The following is a 16,233-nucleotide window of genomic DNA, read 5'->3' as shown; positions in this document are numbered from 1 at the left end:
ATGACCCGTGCGTTTCCCCAGAACTTCCTCTTCGGCGCCGCCACCGCGGCCTACCAGATCGAGGGGGCGGCTTTCGAAGACGGGCGCACCGCGTCGATCTGGGACGCGTTCTCGCGCGTGCCCGGAGCGGTGATCAACGGGGACAACGGCGACATCGCCTGCGACCATTACCACCGGTACCGCGAAGACGTGGCGCTGATGAAGGACCTGGGGCTGCAGACGTATCGCTTCTCGACCTCGTGGTCGCGGGTGCGCCCCGACGGCGGTGCCGTGAACCAGGCGGGCGTCGACTTCTACAGCCGTCTCGTCGACGAACTGCTCGCCGCCGACATCCTGCCGTGGCTGACGCTGTACCACTGGGACATGCCGCAGGCGCTGCAGGAGACGGGCGGCTGGACGAACCGCGACACGGTCGAGCGCTTCCTCGAGTACGCGGGCACCATGCACGACGCGCTCGGCGACCGGGTGAACGTGTGGACCACGCTGAACGAGCCGTGGTGCTCGTCGTTCCTCTCGTACACGGGTGGCGAGCATGCGCCCGGCCACACGAGCGTCGCCGAGGGGTTGCTCGCCTCGCACCATCTGCTGCTCGCCCACGGCGAGACGGTGCGCGAGCTGCGTCGTCGTGACTCGTCGCTCGACATCGGCATCACCCTCAACCACACGGTCGCCGACCCGGCCGACCCGACGAACCCCGCCGACGTCGACGCCGCGCGTCGCATCGACGGCCAGTTCAACCGCTGGTTCCTCGACCCCATCTACCGCGGCGAATACCCGGCCGACATCGTCGAAGACATCCGGGCGGTGGATGCCGACGCCGTCGCGACCTTCGAGGCGGCCATCCACGGCGGCGACCTCGCCACGATCTCGCAGCACATCGACACGCAGGGCGTGAACTACTACCACGGCGACCTCGTCTCGGGTGCGGTGCCCGAGAACGTCGCCGTCGAGAGCGTGCCCGACACCGAGCGCAAGGTGCGCAGCCCCTACCCCTCGTTCGAGAACATCCACAACGTGGAGCGGGGCCTTCCGCGCACGGCGCAGAACTGGGAGGTGCAGCCCGAGGGCCTCACCCGCCTGCTGAAGCGCGTGTGGACCGAGTACGCGCAGCCCGCCGGAACCGTGCTGTACATGACCGAGAACGGCGCCGCCTACGACGACGTCGCGGTCGTTGAAGACGGCGAGACGCGCGTGCACGACGACGACCGCGCCGAGTTCCTGCGCCTGCACCTCGCCGCCGTGCTCGACGCGGCGGATGCCGGGGTCGACGTGCGCGGATACTTCTACTGGTCGCTGTTCGACAACTACGAGTGGGCGTGGGGCTACGACAAGCGCTTCGGCATCGTGCGCGTCGACTACGACACCCAGGAGCGCACGCTCAAGGACTCCGCGCGGGAGTACGCTCGCATCATCGCCGCTCGCTCTCTCTGAGGCCGGGCGGCGAGGACGGTCGGAGCACCCGATCGCCCGCCGGATCGGAGGAAGAGCTGTGTCGCGAGCGACGATCGAAGAGGTGGCCGCTGCCGCCGGCGTGTCACGGTCGACGGTGTCGCGCGTGGTCAACGGATCGACGGCGGTCAGCCCCGAGGCGCTCGCCGCGGTGCGAGACGCGATCGAGCGTTTGAACTACGTGCCGAACCGTGCGGCGCGGTCGCTCGCGTCACGTCAGACCCACGCGATCGCCCTGATCGTTCCCGAAGACACCACGCGCTTCTTCGGCGACCCGTTCTTCGCCGCGATCGTCGCCGGCATCACCGGCACGCTCCGCACCTCCGACTACCTGCTGAACCTGCTCATCGCGAGCGACGACCCCGGTGACAAGATGACGGGCTTCGTGCGCAACGGCGGTGTCGACGGGGCGCTGCTCGTCTCGCACCACACGAGCGACGCGTTCATCGATCGGATCGCGGAGGCCGTGCCGGTCGTCTACGGCGGGCGCCCCGTGCGCACGCGCGAGACCGACTACGTGGTCGATGTCGACAACGTGGCCGGTGCGCGCGAAGCGGTGCGTCGCCTGGTCGACATCGGCCGCACCCGTATCGCCACGATCTCCGGCCCGCTCACGATGCTCTCGTCGATCGACCGGGTGCGCGGCTTCCGCGAGGCGCTGGCGGATGCCGGGCTCTCGCCGTTCGCCGAGGAAGAGGGCGACTACAGCGAGGCGAGCGGTGCGGATGCCGCCCGTCGCATCCTCGCGGCCGGGCGCCCCGACGCGATCTTCGTCGCGAGCGACCTGATGGCCCGGGGTGCGCTGACGGCGCTGCGCGCCTCCGGCATCCGCGTTCCCGACGACATCGCCCTCGTCGGGTTCGACGACTCCTCGGTCGCGCTCAGCTGCGACCCGCAGCTCACCACGATGCGCCAGCCGATGTACGCGCAGGGCGAGGCGATGGCGCAGGTGCTGCTGTCGCGGCTCGCCGGGGGAGACCCGCCCCGCACGACCATCCTGCCGACGGAGCTCGTGGTGCGGGGTTCGGCCTGAGGGGTCTCGCGGGGCGGTAGCGTGGGGGCGTTACAAGCACGCGCCGAGCGACTCTCGCCACCGAGACAAGGAGCCCCATGTCCCTCTCGCCTGACGTGGCCGACCTGGCGGCGGCAGAGCGCGCGGAGGCCGCGAGAAGGGCGTTCTCCCGCGCGGAATCTCGTGGAAGAGTCAAGACGCTCACCGTGGTCAACCTGATCGGATTGATGTTCGCGGTCATCGGAGCCATCGGTGAGACGAATGCGGCCTCGTTCATGTTCCCGCAGATCTGGGGTTTGAGAACGCCCGTCGGCGCGGTGATCGGGGTACTCGTGGTGATAGCCCTGCTGACGGTTGCGGGGGGTGAAGGCGACGAGGGCCGCGGACAGGGAAGATCGCCGCTACCGGTTCTACGCGTCGCTGACAGTCTCATCGTCGATCATGTTCGCGTTCTTCCCCACGGCCATGCTGCTCCTGTATGTCTTCTTCCTGACCGCAGCCGCCTGAGGGGAGGATGACCCATGCGCGACGTCAAGATCGGCGGGATCAACACGCCGGATGAGTTCGCGAAGCCGGCGCGGCCGTTGGGTGCGCTCGCGTGGAGTGCCCTGCTCCTGTCCCTGCTGTCTTTGCCGACGCTCGTGCCCTACGGATGGCTCGACCCGGCTGGGGGCCGCATGCTGGTGCGCGTCGGCGTGATCGCCCTCATCCTGAGCATCATCGCGACCGTGCGGCGATCACAACCGCGCGGGGTGGCTCTCGCTGCCCTCGTGATCAGCGGACTCTTCGTGCTCATCGTCGCCCTCGCCGCAGGACCCCTTGGGTTCTTGCGCCTCCTGATCACCTTCTGACAGGCGGGGGAGAGGCGCGCAGACGGTGGCCCACCTCCCAGATGATAGATTATTACTATTATCAGTTGTTTTACTGTTGTTTATACGTATCTTTTTCTCGTTGTCTTTCAGCCACTTTTCGCTAGTTCGCGCTATCCTGGACGCATGGTCACTTCAACCGTCGTTCAAAGGCATCGGGACACGAGCCGCTACGAGCCGCACGAGCTCGTCCGGGAACTCAATGACGGTCTTGGCACCACGCTGGTCGCAGCTCTCGCCGGGTCGAAGAACCGGGCCCAGCCGTACGAGTGGGCGAAGGCTGATGGTGCGACGCCTCGTGCAACGGCGTGGAACCGGCTGCAGTTCGCACACCAGATCTGGCGCGACGTCGAAGAGGCCGAAGGTGCCGGCGTTGCACGTCGCTGGTTCATCGGTGGGAACCCGCTGCTGTCCGAGCAATCGCCGATCGCCGCGATCCGCGACGATCGCCACGCAGAGGTGCGCAGGGCCGCTCAGGCGTTCGTCGACGGCGACGTCGACGAGTGACCGGGCAGGCTCATACCTGCCCGGTTAGTGGGTTCCGGCTGGTCCCGTTTGGTCCGAGTGTTGGCTACCACGTAGGCAAGGCGAAGTACCGGCAGCCGTCGGCAGCCGTGCGCACCGCGGACGTACACCGGCAGGACTGGGGTCGCTTCGATGTCCTCGGCGAGACGTTCTACGTCGCCGAGGACATCGAGACCGCCTATGCCGAAGTCCTCGCGGCCTTCAAGCTCCCCAACGGTGTGAACGATCCGCTGCAGGACATCGCCGACATGTACGGCGTGCCACGCAACACAGCCATCGAGTGGATTACCGAGGACTGGGAGTTGATCGAGGAGAATTTCCGGGGGTTCGGCGGGATCCCCGCTTCCTGGCGTGAAGCACGACGGCTCTTCGAGGCAACAATGAACGGCCCTGGCTGGCTCGTAGATATCCAGCACCCCGCAACCATCTCTGCACTCGAAGGGCCCGCAGATGGCCCCGTGGCACGCTTCTTGTCGAGCCAGGGAATCTCCGCGCTCACCCTTTCCGCTCTCACCGGCAACAACCGCATGGTGACGACGGTCCTGGCGGATGTGGTCCGCACCACCGACCTCCACGATGGATCGGGCCCCCGAGGGATCCAGTTCCCCAGCAAGCACGGAGGCGCCTGGTGCCGAGCGATCTGGCGACCCGAAGACACACCCGCCACATTCCTCGGCGTGAGTATCAGCGGCGAGCAGCCGATCCATGCCAACGATTCCGCGCTCACCGTTGTAGGTGACCGGTTCCACATCACCATCACGTAGACGAAAGCCACGCATGAGCTCAGGTAAGTGGGGAGTCTTCGAGGGCTCGAAAAAGAGCATCGTCCGGGCGGGCAAGGTACTGCGCAACCCGGGAGCTGATCCAGCCGAGCGAGCAGGGGCGCTCACCGTGGCGGAGGCGTGGCGACGAGCGCACGCTTATCCGATGAACACCTGGCAGATCCGAGTGAGACGCTACGCCAAGGGCATCGAGGGATCGAGCGTCGTTCAACGCCTCAAGCGCATGCCGTCGATCGAGAAGAAGCTGCAACGCTTCGACAACATGCAGCTATCGACGATTCAGGATCTCGGCGGTGTGCGCGTCATCGTCCCCCGTGTCGCTGACGTTCGCATGTTGCAGCGCAAGCTGCTCGATCGTCCTGGTGAGCACCAGCTGACCGGCCACGAGGACTACCTGACCAGTCCGAAGCCCGACGGGTATCGCTCCGTGCACCTCGTTCACGCATACGGCACGCGACGGTCCACTCCGTGGGAAGGGCTGCGCGTCGAAGTGCAGATCCGAACCCGCATCCAGCACACATGGGCGACTGCCGTCGAAACTGTGGATCTCTTCACCGGGCAGCGCCTCAAGTCTGGAGCCGGCGACGAGTGGTGGCGCGAGTTCTTCGCGCTCATGAGCGGCGAGCTCGCGGCCGCAGAAGGCCTTCCCGCCGTTCCAGGCGTTTCCGCGGATGTTGCGGAACGTCGTAAGCGGTTGCAAGAGATCCAAGACGAGTTCGACGTGCTCAAGCGCCTCAGCGCCTTCCGCCACGTCACCTCCGATGGCAGCGGGTACTCAGGGAAGTTCCTGGTCCTCGACCTCGATATCCGTGACACCTTCATCACCATCAACTCTTTCCCTGACCGCGACGAGGCCATTCGGAAGTACGAGTCCTTGGAGCGGCACGTCCGGGACAACCCGTATTACGACATCCTGTTCGTCGCTATCGACGACGTTGACGACCTCAAAGAGGCATACCCGAACTACTTCGCAGACCTCCGCGACTTCATCAATCTCGTAGAGAATGCGATCTCGCTGAAACGCTACGGTGAGGATGAGTGGCCCTGGCTGAGCCAGTGAGAGCTCTTCGATCTTTCGTGGTGAGATTGAGCCGGCGGCCCAATCTCAGTCCGGTTCACCGAGGTAGGCGGTCAACCGATCAGCAAGAGCATAGGTGATCTCGTGGATGAACAAGGAGCGCGCGCCCGCATCGGCGGCGGGCTGATCTGGCATTACACGAGCCTGGATGTGCTCGCGACGATCCTCGAGAGCAACTGTCTGCTCGCCACCGAGGTCTCCTTCCAGAACGACATCCGAGAAACTGTGACAGCCGATGAAGCGCTCGCCGCCGCCTTGACCGATCTCAAAGCCGACGCGACGATGAGCGCGTTCGCGTACTCGGCGAGCCGCCTCCTCAACGACCTCGATTCGGGGATGCACCTCAGCGGATCCACGGAATCAGGGCTACTGGAAAATTCTCGCTTCATCGTTTGCGCGTCCGCTGACAGCGACTCACTCTATGCATGGCGCACCTATGGCAACACGAGTTCTATCGGGTGCGCCATCGGTCTTGACCCGAGCGCCACGCTCGGCGTTGTCGCCCCGGACCCCAACTTCTCGCTGCAATAGATGCTTATGGCCCACGGATATCCCCTCGATCCTGTGCCCACTGAGCAGGGATGTCCGCATACGTGGAGTGAAACGGTACTGATTCTTCATTTGAAGCATCCATACCGCTCGCGATAGCGCGGGAGCGAATGGGTTCCTGACGCCGTGCTGGTGCAGATGCGAGTTCTTTACTGTCGACCCGGTATTCACAGTTACAGCGCACGGGGTAGCGCATCTCGAACGAAGCGAGATTCTTGAATCCAGAGAGCCCAGCTCTCAAGAACCCGCTCCAGTTCGTAGTCCGTGGGGAAGGCTACAAACGACCGTGCAGACCGAATCGTGTGCATGTTTACTGACGCAGCCGCCGTTGGCTTCCTGTGATCGCCATGGTGCAGGCTCAAGGCAAGTTGCGGAGTGAGCGCGATCGTCGCGCCGGTCGCCGCCCAGAGTGGTGTGTTAAGTCCGAACTTCGATGACCACGGGTCACGAGTGAAGTCGCCTCGAGCATCGACACGAACGCCATACTGTGCCGCGAACTCATCGGAGATAGCCAGGCATCGATCCGAGTACCGCATCACGTCCCATCGCATGCCCAGCAGCGCGTGGGTGGTGAAATCCCAACGGTCCTTCGGACGCGCGGTTTCATCGTCTCGGAGCGACCAAGCGTTGAAGAGCCCTACGGTGCCCACACGGAGCAGAGAGGATTGGAGATCGAACGCGGTCCCCTTGTGAGGGTCATCATCCCGTGATCCGCTGACCGACTCGGCGATGTAACCGAGTCGTGCTCGACTTCTCGCACGCTGCAAGCTTGCCAACCACGCGATCGGGGAAGCGAGCTCAGGGGGGACGACATCGAGCGACTCGTCCTGCTCTAGTGCGGTGATCGCTTTGGATGCCTCTGATTCAATCTCCCCCATGGCTCGTTCCATGGAGACCCGATCGACCGTCCCATCGAGGCGGATCAAATTGTGTCCGCCGTTCACGTGCCCGATGTCTGTGGGCCTCTGTTTCCGCGGAACATCCTCGCGGTCCACGGGTACGTGCCACAGGCGTCCGTCGTGGGCGAACCGCCGAAGCAACATCTGAGGCACATAGTGATGCTTCTTCGGTGTCGACACGATGCCGAGCATAGACGTCGGCGGCTTAGTCTTCCGTCCGGGCAGTATGCGGCTGCGCTGGGTACCTCAAAAGGCAGCGGCCCATGCTCGGCTGATCGGCCCCCCTGACGCAGCTGTGGGCGACCCGAGCTACGCCCGGGCTCAGCTCGCCCACAGGTGGACAGCGGGACCCATCTCTGAACCACGCGGATTACGCTCGGTCCCCTGGACACTAGCGGAGTGAGAGTCCGCCCCTCTCAGCGGTGTGGGGCACGTCGTCCGCGAGAATGGGCGCATGACTACCAGCGATGTTGACAACGAGATTGCTCAGCTCGCCCGCTAGGCGCGTGAACTCGCTACGCGTATTCCGTTCCACCAGCGTGCGAACATCCTGCGGACGGTGACGTTCCAGGTGCGCGAGGGCGTCAAGCACGACCCCACAACTGGGGGCGCGCCACTGGGCCAGGAGTGGGAACTGGATGGACTCGGCAGAGTAGGAAATGCCGCTGAAGACTACTACTACGAGGCTCTGACGGCGTATCAGGCTCGCCAGCGCGGCGAGTGGGACAGCGCATACGCAAGAACGCAGAGAGGGACCAGGCCGACAGGCCTGGTCCCTCTCTGCGTTGAGCGGTTAGGCCGGGCGCACGTTCACTGTGGTGAGAGTTTGAGCAGGAGGCATCCCGCGGGATCCCGCTAGTGGGTGAGGGCTCCGAGGAGGTTCGCCCAGTCCATCTGCTCGAGCGCTTCCGTGAACCCGTGCGGGTCAGAGGCGTCCCCGATCTGGTTCGTGGTGCGTGGGTCGAAGGCCCACACGAGGTGCAGCTTCTCTTCGACGTTGTCGGGGCCGTGGAAGTCGAACCGGATGGGGTGCCCGTCGATCGACCCTGAGATCACGGTCATGACACCGGGGATCTGCGGACCGGATGCGGCGAGCTGAAACTCCATGCCTGTTCCTCGCAAAGCAGCGTTGATCGCGTCTGTGAGGTCGGAGCTATCCATCGCTGCCCTGTTCTCCGCGCGTCATAGAGTGGCGCGGGTTGTCGGTGACTGTATCGAGGTGACGACCTTACCGCGATACGCGATGTTCGTTTGGGGATGGGGCAGAGTGCCGATGACTCATGATCGTAGAAGGGCCAGGTTGTGACCAGCGACTCGCTGTCCTCGTTAAACCGCCACAGCACTGCGCGCACGCAGTCCGAGCACCAGCCGACCGACCAGGTGACGTCGTTATTGCGTCACACGGCTTGCTCGGTTGTCAGTCGGTGTGTGCCTAGAGCGGGTACAGGAACCCATCCGTGGGTCTAGAGGCCGCCGAAAAGGGCGAGGGCGGTGACGCCGGCCGAGAGCAGCACCACCCCGGCGGTGCTCGCCACGGCCAGCACCGAGATGCCGTGCCCGCCGAGACGTTGCCCTCGCAGCCCCACCGAGGCGCCCGCGCGGGCCGCGAGCTCTCCTGCCGCGTCGTCGCGGTAGAGCTCGGTGCGTGCGGCGAAGCGGCGGTGGAACTCCTCGGCGACAACGAGCGCCGCGGCCATCGTCGCGGGGCGATCGAAGCGCGTGCGCCCCGGAAGGTACAGGTACAACCGGTCGGAGATGAGCTCGATCTCGGCGCCGCGGGCGAGGTCGAGCACGCGCGCCATCAGGTCGGGCGTGAAGATGTACAGGGCATCGGCCTGATATCCCTCCGGCACGATCAGCCGGAACACCTTCGCGAACTCGCCCTCGAGCTCCATCCGGGCGGCGCCGCGGCCGAGGCCCAGCGTCGGGACGATGCTGCGTCGCCGGTTCGCGAGCACGATGTGCGGCACCGACGACGGCAGTGGCAGCTCGATGAAGGCGAACGGACGCTGCACCGTCGCACCCTCCTGACCGCGCGACAGGGAGTGATGGATGCCCAGCTCGAACGGCATCCGCGGATCGTCTCCCGCGACCACCGCACGCTCCTGCCCGCGCAGCACGCGGGCGAAGGGCGCGCCCGTACGGCGGGTCTGTTCGAGGCGATCCGCGTAGGCCCAGCCGTTCTGCCAGGCGAACGCCGCGATCTTCACGCGGCGGCTGAGGCCCACCGCGAACCACACGAATCCGACGGCCGCGAGCAGCGTATAGCCGATCACGAACACCGCGAGGATCGGCGCGACGGCGAGGATGTCGGTGCGCCCGAGGAACCACAGGCCCACGAGCATCGCCGCCGCGAACAGCAGCACGACCACGAGCAGGAACACGAAGCGCCGGTGCGGCGGGGCCTTCGTGATCCGCTCGTAGGCGACGATGTCGCGGATGCCGGCGCTGCGCTGCAGCGGAGCGAGATCGACGGCTACAGCGTCCACGGGAGGGTCGCCCACGGACCGTTGCGCTTCTCGGTCGCGGCGGCCGTGAAGTCCGCCCATCCGTCGCCGAACTTCTCGAACGACTTCTCGTCGACGCGGCCGTCGGACCAGTGCATGACGCGCCCGGCGATGTAGCTGAGGCCGAAGTCGGCCCATGACGAGAACGCGGGACGCGCCTCGACGTTGATCGCGTGGATGATCGAGCGTGCCTCGGGCACGTCGCCGTGTCCGAGGGCGACGCCCCAGGTCGCCATCGCGACGGCCTGACCGATCGCGTAGCCGTCGAGGGTCTGCACGAACAGGCCCGGCGTCACGATGTCCTTGCCGACGCGCTTGCGCACCTCGGACTCGATGTACTCGATCGCGGTGATGAACGCCTTGGCGTCGCGCTTGTCGCCACCCTCCTCGACGATGCCCGCCAGCCATTCCTTCGCCTTCGGGGCGCGGCCGAGGCGCTCGGCGAGGGCGACGCGCACCGCGAGGTACAGCACCCAGACCTCGCGGCGGCGGCGCACCGTGGTGAGGCGCTCGATGTTCGACAGCCACTCCTCACGGGTGTGCACGCCCCACTGCTCGACGAGCACTGACTTCTCCGACGGCCCGAGGTCGCTCGCGGTCGGGTCGTTCCACGGGCCGGAGGGCAGGTTGCGGATCTGCAGGAAGCCCAGGGCGATCTCGTTCGCCTCGGCATCCGTCGTCGAGAACGTGTCGGAGGGCTTCACCTTGGCCGCGGGGATGATCCAGAGGATCAGGAAGATGAGGGCCACGGCGCCCACGATCGCCCAGACCCACCACTGGCCGATCAGCCATCCGACGATGGATCCGAGGTCGTTGAAATCGACGGACGCGAAACGATGCATGGAGGCTCCCCAGAGAGATTCTTAAACTGAACGTACATTCAGTGAGTAATCTATAGGGCGGGGACGCACGCAAGTGCATTTATGGGGGCTTACGGGGAAGTGAATTTCAGATGGCGCGGTCAGAAGACCAGAACAGACTTGCGCGCGAGCGTGCCAAGGAGGTGATCCTCCAGGCGGCGATCGAGGTGTTCGAGGAGAGAGGCGTCTCGGGTGCCAGCATCGCCGAGATCACCAAGCGCGCCGGCGTCGCCCAGGGGCTCGTCAGCTACCACTTCGGCGGCAAGGACCAGCTGATCGCCGCGGTCATCGACCGCTGGTTCCTCACGATCCTCGAACTGCCGAGCGTCGAGGGCAGTCCCGACGAGGTGCTCGCCTCGATCATCGACAGCGTGTTCCAGGCGACCGCCTACGCCGTGCCGCTGCAACGCGTCGTGCTGGCGATCCAGCAGCAGCCGGCCACGCATCGTCTCTTCGCCGAGTCCGAGGACCGTTTCGGCGAGCAGGTCACGATGGCCGAAGACGCGGTGCGCGACCTGTTCCGCGCGCGCGGGGCATCCGATCCCGGCCTCGAAGAGGTCATGTTCCGAAGCCTGCTCGAGGGCGTGTTCGTCAAGTACTCGGTGTATCGCGACACGTACCCCCTCGAAGACGCACGCCGCTGGGTGCGCAGCCTCTACGGCCTGCCGGAGCCCACCGAGCCGTTGCCGCTCGACGTCGCGCCGCGTGACGGCGAACCACGCCCCCGGGCTCGGGGCGGGGTGTGCGAGGGCGCCGGCTCCGACGGCTGACCGGGTCTCGCGAGCGGGACGCTTCGACAGGCTCAGCGACCCAGTTTGCGTACTGGGTCCCTGAGCCTGTCGTGCGGGCCGGGGTCAGGCCGGGTCGCCACCCAGCGGACCGACGGGCTCGAGCGGCTTGGGGTCGTCGGCTCCGGTCTTGCGCGCGCGGGCGATGAGGTTGCCCACGTGGTAGATCAGCAGCGCAGCGACCGTGCCGAGCACGATGCCTCCGAAGGCGAAGTCGCCCAGGTTCATCGAGAATCCGGCGATGCCGATCACGAGCGACACCGCGGCGGTGTACTGGTTCACCGGCCGCGAGAAGTCGACGCGGCTGTCGACCCAGATCTTGATGCCGATGATGCCGATGAGCCCGTAGAGCGCGGTGGTCGCGCCGCCCAGCACACCGGCGGGGATCGAGTTGAACACCTCGCCGACCTTGGGCGAGAAGGCGAGCAGGATAGCGAAGAGACCCGCGACCCAGTAGACGGCGGTCGAGTAGACGCGGGTGGCGGCCATGACGCCGATGTTCTCGCCGTACGTCGTGGTTCCCGAACCACCGAAACCCCCGGCGATGGTCGTCGCGACACCGTCGGCGATGAGTGCGCGACCGGTCTGCTTGTTGACCGTCGGGTCCTCGGTCATGGTGGCGACACCGCGCACGTGGCCGATGTTCTCGGCGACGAGCACGAGCACGACCGGCAGGAACATCGCGATCGTCGACCACGTGCCCGGGGCGACGAAATCGGGGAACTGGAAGTCGGGCAGACCGATCCAGGATGCTTCGCCGATGAGCTCGGCGGGCGTCTTGCCGCCGCGCAGCTCGTTCGGCACGTCGAAGGAGCCGTTGAACGCGGCCCAGATGAAGCCGACGGCCACGCCGAGGAAGATCGAGATGCGGCCGAGGAAGCCGCGGAACAGCACCGCGAACACGATGATCGCGACGAGCGTGATCGTGGCGGTGACCGGGTCGAGGTTGTAGTTGTTCCACGCGGTGGGCGCGAGGTTGAAGCCGATCAGGGCGACGATCGCGCCGGCGACGACCGGGGGCATCAGCGCGTCGACCCAGCGCAGGCCGGCGAACTGCACGACGAGACCGACGACGGCGAGCAGGATGCCGACGGCGACCACTCCCGCGAGAGCCGAACCGGTGCCACCCGCGGCGACCGCGGCGGTGATCGGCGCGATGAACGCGAACGACGAGCCGAGGTAGCTGGGGAGACGGTTCTTGGTGATCAGGAGGAAGAGAAGGGTGCCGACACCGCTGAACAGCAGGGTGGTCGAGACGGGGAAGCCCGTCAGCGTGGGCACGAGGAACGTGGCGCCGAACATCGCGACGACGTGCTGCGCACCGATCGCGATCGTGGCGGGCCAGTTCAGACGCTCTTCGGGGGCGACGACGGCGCCGGCTTCGACGGTGCGGCCGTTGCCGTGGATCTTCCACAGGGGCATGCGGGCTCCTCAGGGATTCGGGGTGGGGGAGTGCTGGAGCAACACTACCGATTCCTGAGTGTTCCCTGGGTGCCTGACTACGCTCCGAGGCGGTCGATCAGTTCGCGGTAGCGGTCGGCCGTACGCGAGACGATGTGCTCGGGCAGCGCGGGGGGCTCGCCCTGCTTGTCCCAGTGCGACGCCAGCCAATCGCGCACGATCTGCTTGTCGAAGCTCGCCATGCGCTGGCTCGGGGTGACGCCGGTGCGCCAGGCCTCGGCATCCCAGTACCGCGACGAATCGCTCGTGAGCACCTCGTCGGCCAGGCGCAGGTTGCCGTCGGCATCCGTGCCGAACTCGAACTTGGTGTCGGCGAGGATCAGGCCCTTCTCCTCGGCGATGGCGGCCGCGCGGGTGTAGAGGTCGATCGAGGTGTCGCGCAGCTCGGCGGCGCGCGCTTCACCCACCAGCTCGACGGTCTGCGCGAAGGTGATGTTCTCGTCGTGCTCGCCCATCGGCGCCTTGTATGCGGGGGTGAACAGCGGCTCGGGCAGCCGGTCGCCGTTCTTCAGCCCGGCGGGCAGCGGGATGCCGCAGACCGTGCCGCTCTCCTCGTACTCGGCCCAGCCGGATCCCGTGATGTAGCCGCGCACGACGCACTCGACGGGCAGCATCTCGAGCGACTGTGCGAGCATCGCGCGGTCGGCGACGGCATCCGGGATCTCGCCCTCGGCGAGGTGGTTCGGGGTGTCGAGCTGCGCGAACCACCAGCGGCTCAGCCGCGTCAGCAGCGCGCCCTTTTTCGGGATGCCGGGCGACAGCACGAAGTCGAACGCGCTCACGCGGTCGCTCGCCACGACCAGGATGCGCGTGTCGGCGGGATCCTCCGAGGCGTACAGGTCGCGCACCTTGCCCGAGTAGAGGTGACGCCAGCCGGGGATGCTCTGGGACGTGCTGTCTGCAGGAGTGCTCACCTGCCCCATTATCCCGGTCGCGCGACCGTGCCGTGTCAAGGGGAGTGGCGGATGCCGCGGCATCCGCGATGCTCTCCGCAACGAACGGAGGACGCATGTCGAAAGAGCTGTCGAAGGGCGACCGGGTGAGCTGGAACACCTCGCAGGGGCGCACGCGGGGAACGGTCGCGGAGAAGCGCACGACGGACTTCGAGTTCGCGGGGCAGAAATTCACGGCGACGGCCGATGACCCGGCCTACATCGTCGAGTCGGAGAAGAGCGGCGACCGCGCCGCGCATAGGGGGTCGGCGCTGCGGCGACTGAAGAGCTGACGGCGCGCCCGACGGCATCGCGCTTGCCCACTCCCGCCGCACAGGCGTATAGTCCACGTGGACTAATCGAAGTGGAGCAGGTGATGAAAGACCCGATCGACACGCTCACGCCCATGGGCGTGATGGTGCTCGCGCTGCTGCGCGAGGGCGACATGCACCCCTACGAGATGGTGCGGCTGCTGCGCGTCCGCCAGGACGATCGCCTGCTCACGATCACCAACGGCACGCTCTATCACACGGTCGCGCGGCTGCAGAAGGCCGGCCTGCTCGACGAGGTCGGCATCGATCGCGACGGCAACCGCCCCGAACGCACCACCTACACGCTGACGGATGCCGGTCGCGACACCGTCATCGCGTGGGTGCGGCGCGAGCTGCCCCGCATCGACAGCGAGACCGACTTCCGTATCGCGCTCGCCGAATCCCACAATCTCGAGCGCGATGACGTCTCCGCGCTTCTGCGCGAGCGCCGGGCCGCTCTGGTCGAGAGCCACGTGGCCCACCGTGACGGACTCCGCGCAGCGCACGAGCGGGGTACTCCCGCGCAGGTGCTCGTCGAGATAGAACGCCAGGAGGCACTGCTCGACGCCGAGGTGCGCTGGCTCGACAGCCTTCTCACCCGACTCGGCGGCGACGCGCTCCCCTGGGGACCCGACGCCTTCCCCGACTCAGACCGCTACATCGCTCAGCGAAAGGCTGCACAGCAATGACCGAATCCCGCCAGGCCGCCGCGCCCCAGACCGGCCCCTTCGCCACGGGGCAGGCGCCGAAGAGCCCGTGGCCCGCCCTCTGGGCGCTCGTCATCGGCTTCTTCATGATCCTCGTCGACACGACGATCGTCTCGGTCGCGAACCCCGCGATCAAGGCCGCCCTCGACCCCGACACCAACAACCTCGACAACGTCGTGTGGGTGACCAGCGCCTACCTGCTCACCTACGCCGTGCCGCTGCTGATCACCGGGCGCCTCGGCGACCGCTTCGGCCCGAAGAACATCTACCTCATCGGACTCGCGATCTTCACCGCGGCATCGCTCTGGTGCGGTCTGTCGAGCTCGCTCGAGGGCTTGATCGCTGCGCGTGCCGTGCAAGGCCTCGGCGCCGCGTTCATGACCCCGCAGACGATGGCCGTCATCACCCGCACCTTCCCGCCCGAGCGTCGCGGCGCGGCCATGGGCCTGTGGGGCGCGACCGCCGGTGTCGCGACGCTCGTCGGCCCGCTGCTCGGCGGCGTGCTCGTCGACGGCCTCGGCTGGGAGTGGATCTTCTTCGTCAACCTGCCCGTCGGCGTGATCGCCTTCGTCGCCGCGTGGATCCTCGTACCCAAGCTCAAGACGCACCCGCACCGCTTCGACATCCTCGGCGTCGTGCTGAGCGCCGTCGCGATCTTCCTCGTGGTCTTCGGGCTGCAGGAGGGTGAGAAGTACGACTGGGGCGTCATCTGGGGCCCGATCTCGGTATGGGGCATGATCATCGCCGGCGTCGTCGTGCTCGCGGTCTTCATCGTGCAGCAGTGGAAGACGAAGTCCGAGGCGCTCGTGCCGCTGGAGCTCTTCAAGGACCGCAACTTCTCGGGAGCGAACGTCGCGATCGCCGCGGTGGGGTTCACGGTGACGAGCATGTCGCTGCCGCTGATGTTCTTCCTGCAGACGGCCCGCGGCCTCACCCCGACCGAAGCCGCCCTGCTGATGATCCCGATGGCGGTGCTCTCGGGCGTGCTGGCGCCGGTCGCGGGCAAGATCCTCGACCGCACCGACCCCCGCCTCATCCTGATCCCGGGTCTGCTCGCCGTCTCGGGCGCCCTGTTCTGGTACTCGTCGCTGGTGAACATGGACACCCCGATCTGGATGTTCCTGTTCCCCTCGGCTCTCATGGGCCTCGGCAACGCCGGCATGTGGGGTCCGCTCGCGACGACCGCCACCCGGATGCTCCCGATGCGCCAGGCCGGCGCGGGCGCGGGCATCTACAACACCACTCGCACGATCGGATCGGTGGTCGGATCGGCCGCGATCGCCACGTTCATGCAGGCACGCCTGGAGGCGAACCTGCCGGGTATGGACGACGCCGGCGGCTCGATCGGCACGGGCGGAACGCTTCCGGATGTCGTCGCCGAGGGCTTCTCGACGGGCATGTCGCAGGCGATCCTGCTGCCGGCCTGCGTGATCCTCGTCGCGCTCATCGCCTCGCTGTTCCTGCGCGGTGCGCCGAAGCATCCGACCGTCTGATCCACCGACGA

Annotated in this window: 18 protein-coding genes; 12 read left to right on the top strand and 6 right to left on the bottom strand. The window is 66.7% G+C overall.

The genetic code is table 11. The features are described 5' to 3' along the window. The 8 genes from ACIPVN_RS08085 to ACIPVN_RS08050 all read left to right on the top strand — a co-directional run bounded on the left by ACIPVN_RS08085 (position 1) and on the right by ACIPVN_RS08050 (position 6,246). A complete protein-coding gene (locus ACIPVN_RS08085; protein WP_400441842.1) occupies positions 1 to 1,431 on the top strand; it encodes a GH1 family beta-glucosidase in 1,431 nt (476 codons plus the stop codon). A gap of 58 nt (positions 1,432 to 1,489) precedes the next feature. Continuing rightward, complete coding sequence (locus ACIPVN_RS08080) at positions 1,490 to 2,482, top strand: LacI family DNA-binding transcriptional regulator (RefSeq protein WP_400441841.1); 993 nt, start codon at positions 1,490 to 1,492, stop codon at positions 2,480 to 2,482. A gap of 77 nt (positions 2,483 to 2,559) precedes the next feature. Then, positions 2,560 to 2,979 (top strand): hypothetical protein, encoded by a 420-nt coding sequence (locus ACIPVN_RS08075; RefSeq protein WP_400441839.1) that lies wholly within the window; start codon positions 2,560 to 2,562, stop codon positions 2,977 to 2,979. A 3-nt stretch (positions 2,980 to 2,982) separates the two neighbouring features. Next, positions 2,983 to 3,312 (top strand): hypothetical protein, encoded by a 330-nt coding sequence (locus ACIPVN_RS08070; protein WP_400441837.1) that lies wholly within the window; start codon positions 2,983 to 2,985, stop codon positions 3,310 to 3,312. 144 nt (positions 3,313 to 3,456) lie between these two features. Then, positions 3,457 to 3,837, top strand: coding sequence for a hypothetical protein (locus ACIPVN_RS08065; protein ID WP_400441836.1), 381 nt, complete (start codon positions 3,457 to 3,459; stop codon positions 3,835 to 3,837). 107 nt (positions 3,838 to 3,944) lie between these two features. Beyond that, a complete protein-coding gene (locus ACIPVN_RS08060) occupies positions 3,945 to 4,619 on the top strand; it encodes a hypothetical protein (RefSeq protein ID WP_400441834.1) in 675 nt (224 codons plus the stop codon). Positions 4,620 to 4,632: 13 nt separating this feature from the next. After that, positions 4,633 to 5,697, top strand: a complete 1,065-nt coding sequence (locus ACIPVN_RS08055) for a hypothetical protein (protein WP_400441831.1) — start codon at positions 4,633 to 4,635, stop codon at positions 5,695 to 5,697. 102 nt (positions 5,698 to 5,799) lie between these two features. Further along, on the top strand, positions 5,800 to 6,246 hold the full coding sequence (locus tag ACIPVN_RS08050) for a hypothetical protein (RefSeq protein ID WP_400441828.1): 447 nt from the start codon (positions 5,800 to 5,802) through the stop codon (positions 6,244 to 6,246). A gap of 191 nt (positions 6,247 to 6,437) precedes the next feature. Here the strand turns inward: ACIPVN_RS08050 and ACIPVN_RS08045 are convergent, their stop codons facing one another. The 4 genes from ACIPVN_RS08045 to ACIPVN_RS08030 form a co-directional block, all read right to left on the bottom strand. Next, complete coding sequence (locus ACIPVN_RS08045) at positions 6,438 to 7,343, bottom strand: DUF4238 domain-containing protein (RefSeq protein ID WP_400441825.1); 906 nt, start codon at positions 7,341 to 7,343, stop codon at positions 6,438 to 6,440. A gap of 675 nt (positions 7,344 to 8,018) precedes the next feature. After that, a complete protein-coding gene (locus ACIPVN_RS08040) occupies positions 8,019 to 8,270 on the bottom strand; it encodes a hypothetical protein (protein WP_400441823.1) in 252 nt (83 codons plus the stop codon). A gap of 356 nt (positions 8,271 to 8,626) precedes the next feature. Further along, positions 8,627 to 9,652 carry a hypothetical protein gene (locus tag ACIPVN_RS08035; protein WP_400441820.1) on the bottom strand — a complete coding sequence of 342 codons (1,026 nt, stop codon included), beginning with the start codon at positions 9,650 to 9,652 and terminating at the stop codon, positions 8,627 to 8,629. Beyond that, the gene (locus tag ACIPVN_RS08030; protein WP_400441817.1) at positions 9,640 to 10,512 is read right to left on the bottom strand and encodes a DUF1266 domain-containing protein; all 873 of its coding nucleotides are present in this window, start codon (positions 10,510 to 10,512) and stop codon (positions 9,640 to 9,642) included. The genes ACIPVN_RS08035 and ACIPVN_RS08030 overlap by 13 nt, the downstream gene beginning before the upstream one ends. Positions 10,513 to 10,622: 110 nt before the next feature. On the opposite strand from ACIPVN_RS08030, the gene ACIPVN_RS08025 reads away from it, so the two are divergent. Further along, entirely contained in the window at positions 10,623 to 11,300 is a 678-nt protein-coding gene (locus ACIPVN_RS08025; protein WP_400441814.1) for a TetR/AcrR family transcriptional regulator, read from the top strand. A gap of 84 nt (positions 11,301 to 11,384) precedes the next feature. Here the strand turns inward: ACIPVN_RS08025 and ACIPVN_RS08020 are convergent, their stop codons facing one another. Both ACIPVN_RS08020 and ACIPVN_RS08015 read right to left on the bottom strand, forming a co-directional pair. After that, positions 11,385 to 12,740: a uracil-xanthine permease family protein gene (locus tag ACIPVN_RS08020; RefSeq protein WP_400441811.1), complete on the bottom strand. Its 1,356-nt coding sequence runs from the start codon at positions 12,738 to 12,740 to the stop codon at positions 11,385 to 11,387. 77 nt (positions 12,741 to 12,817) lie between these two features. Beyond that, the gene (locus ACIPVN_RS08015) at positions 12,818 to 13,702 is read right to left on the bottom strand and encodes a phosphoribosylaminoimidazolesuccinocarboxamide synthase (RefSeq protein WP_400441808.1); all 885 of its coding nucleotides are present in this window, start codon (positions 13,700 to 13,702) and stop codon (positions 12,818 to 12,820) included. Positions 13,703 to 13,788: 86 nt separating this feature from the next. Between ACIPVN_RS08015 and ACIPVN_RS08010 the strand changes: the two genes are divergently transcribed. The 3 genes from ACIPVN_RS08010 to ACIPVN_RS08000 all read left to right on the top strand — a co-directional run bounded on the left by ACIPVN_RS08010 (position 13,789) and on the right by ACIPVN_RS08000 (position 16,222). Further along, positions 13,789 to 14,004, top strand: coding sequence for a DUF2945 domain-containing protein (locus ACIPVN_RS08010; protein WP_400441805.1), 216 nt, complete (start codon positions 13,789 to 13,791; stop codon positions 14,002 to 14,004). Between the two features lie 83 nt (positions 14,005 to 14,087). After that, positions 14,088 to 14,711 carry a PadR family transcriptional regulator gene (locus tag ACIPVN_RS08005; protein ID WP_400441802.1) on the top strand — a complete coding sequence of 208 codons (624 nt, stop codon included), beginning with the start codon at positions 14,088 to 14,090 and terminating at the stop codon, positions 14,709 to 14,711. Beyond that, positions 14,708 to 16,222 carry a DHA2 family efflux MFS transporter permease subunit gene (locus tag ACIPVN_RS08000; protein WP_400441800.1) on the top strand — a complete coding sequence of 505 codons (1,515 nt, stop codon included), beginning with the start codon at positions 14,708 to 14,710 and terminating at the stop codon, positions 16,220 to 16,222. Before ACIPVN_RS08005 ends, ACIPVN_RS08000 begins: the two co-directional genes overlap by 4 nt. Positions 16,223 to 16,233 lie beyond the last annotated feature (11 nt).

It is taken from the genome of Microbacterium sp. NPDC090003, from assembly GCF_044748385.1.
In the GTDB taxonomy this organism is placed as follows: domain Bacteria; phylum Actinomycetota; class Actinomycetes; order Actinomycetales; family Microbacteriaceae; genus Microbacterium.
Note: the sequence above shows the minus strand (reverse complement) of the source record. Positions and strands in the feature narration are given on the sequence as shown.

Bases quoted from the DNA above. Each gene is read 5' to 3' on its own strand.
- ACIPVN_RS08085 (WP_400441842.1), top strand. From the start codon at position 1: ATGACCCGTGCGTTTCCCCAGAACTTCCTCTTCGGCGCCGCCACCGCG.
- ACIPVN_RS08075 (WP_400441839.1), top strand. From the start codon at position 2,560: ATGTCCCTCTCGCCTGACGTGGCCGACCTGGCGGCGGCAGAGCGCGCG.
- ACIPVN_RS08070 (WP_400441837.1), top strand. From the start codon at position 2,983: ATGCGCGACGTCAAGATCGGCGGGATCAACACGCCGGATGAGTTCGCG.
- ACIPVN_RS08065 (WP_400441836.1), top strand. From the start codon at position 3,457: ATGGTCACTTCAACCGTCGTTCAAAGGCATCGGGACACGAGCCGCTAC.
- ACIPVN_RS08055 (WP_400441831.1), top strand. From the start codon at position 4,633: ATGAGCTCAGGTAAGTGGGGAGTCTTCGAGGGCTCGAAAAAGAGCATC.
- ACIPVN_RS08040 (WP_400441823.1), bottom strand. From the start codon at position 8,270: ATGGAGTTTCAGCTCGCCGCATCCGGTCCGCAGATCCCCGGTGTCATG.
- ACIPVN_RS08030 (WP_400441817.1), bottom strand. From the start codon at position 10,512: ATGCATCGTTTCGCGTCCGTCGATTTCAACGACCTCGGATCCATCGTC.
- ACIPVN_RS08025 (WP_400441814.1), top strand. From the start codon at position 10,623: ATGGCGCGGTCAGAAGACCAGAACAGACTTGCGCGCGAGCGTGCCAAG.
- ACIPVN_RS08020 (WP_400441811.1), bottom strand. From the start codon at position 12,740: ATGCCCCTGTGGAAGATCCACGGCAACGGCCGCACCGTCGAAGCCGGC.
- ACIPVN_RS08015 (WP_400441808.1), bottom strand. From the start codon at position 13,702: ATGGGGCAGGTGAGCACTCCTGCAGACAGCACGTCCCAGAGCATCCCC.
- ACIPVN_RS08010 (WP_400441805.1), top strand. From the start codon at position 13,789: ATGTCGAAAGAGCTGTCGAAGGGCGACCGGGTGAGCTGGAACACCTCG.
- ACIPVN_RS08005 (WP_400441802.1), top strand. From the start codon at position 14,088: ATGAAAGACCCGATCGACACGCTCACGCCCATGGGCGTGATGGTGCTC.
- ACIPVN_RS08000 (WP_400441800.1), top strand. From the start codon at position 14,708: ATGACCGAATCCCGCCAGGCCGCCGCGCCCCAGACCGGCCCCTTCGCC.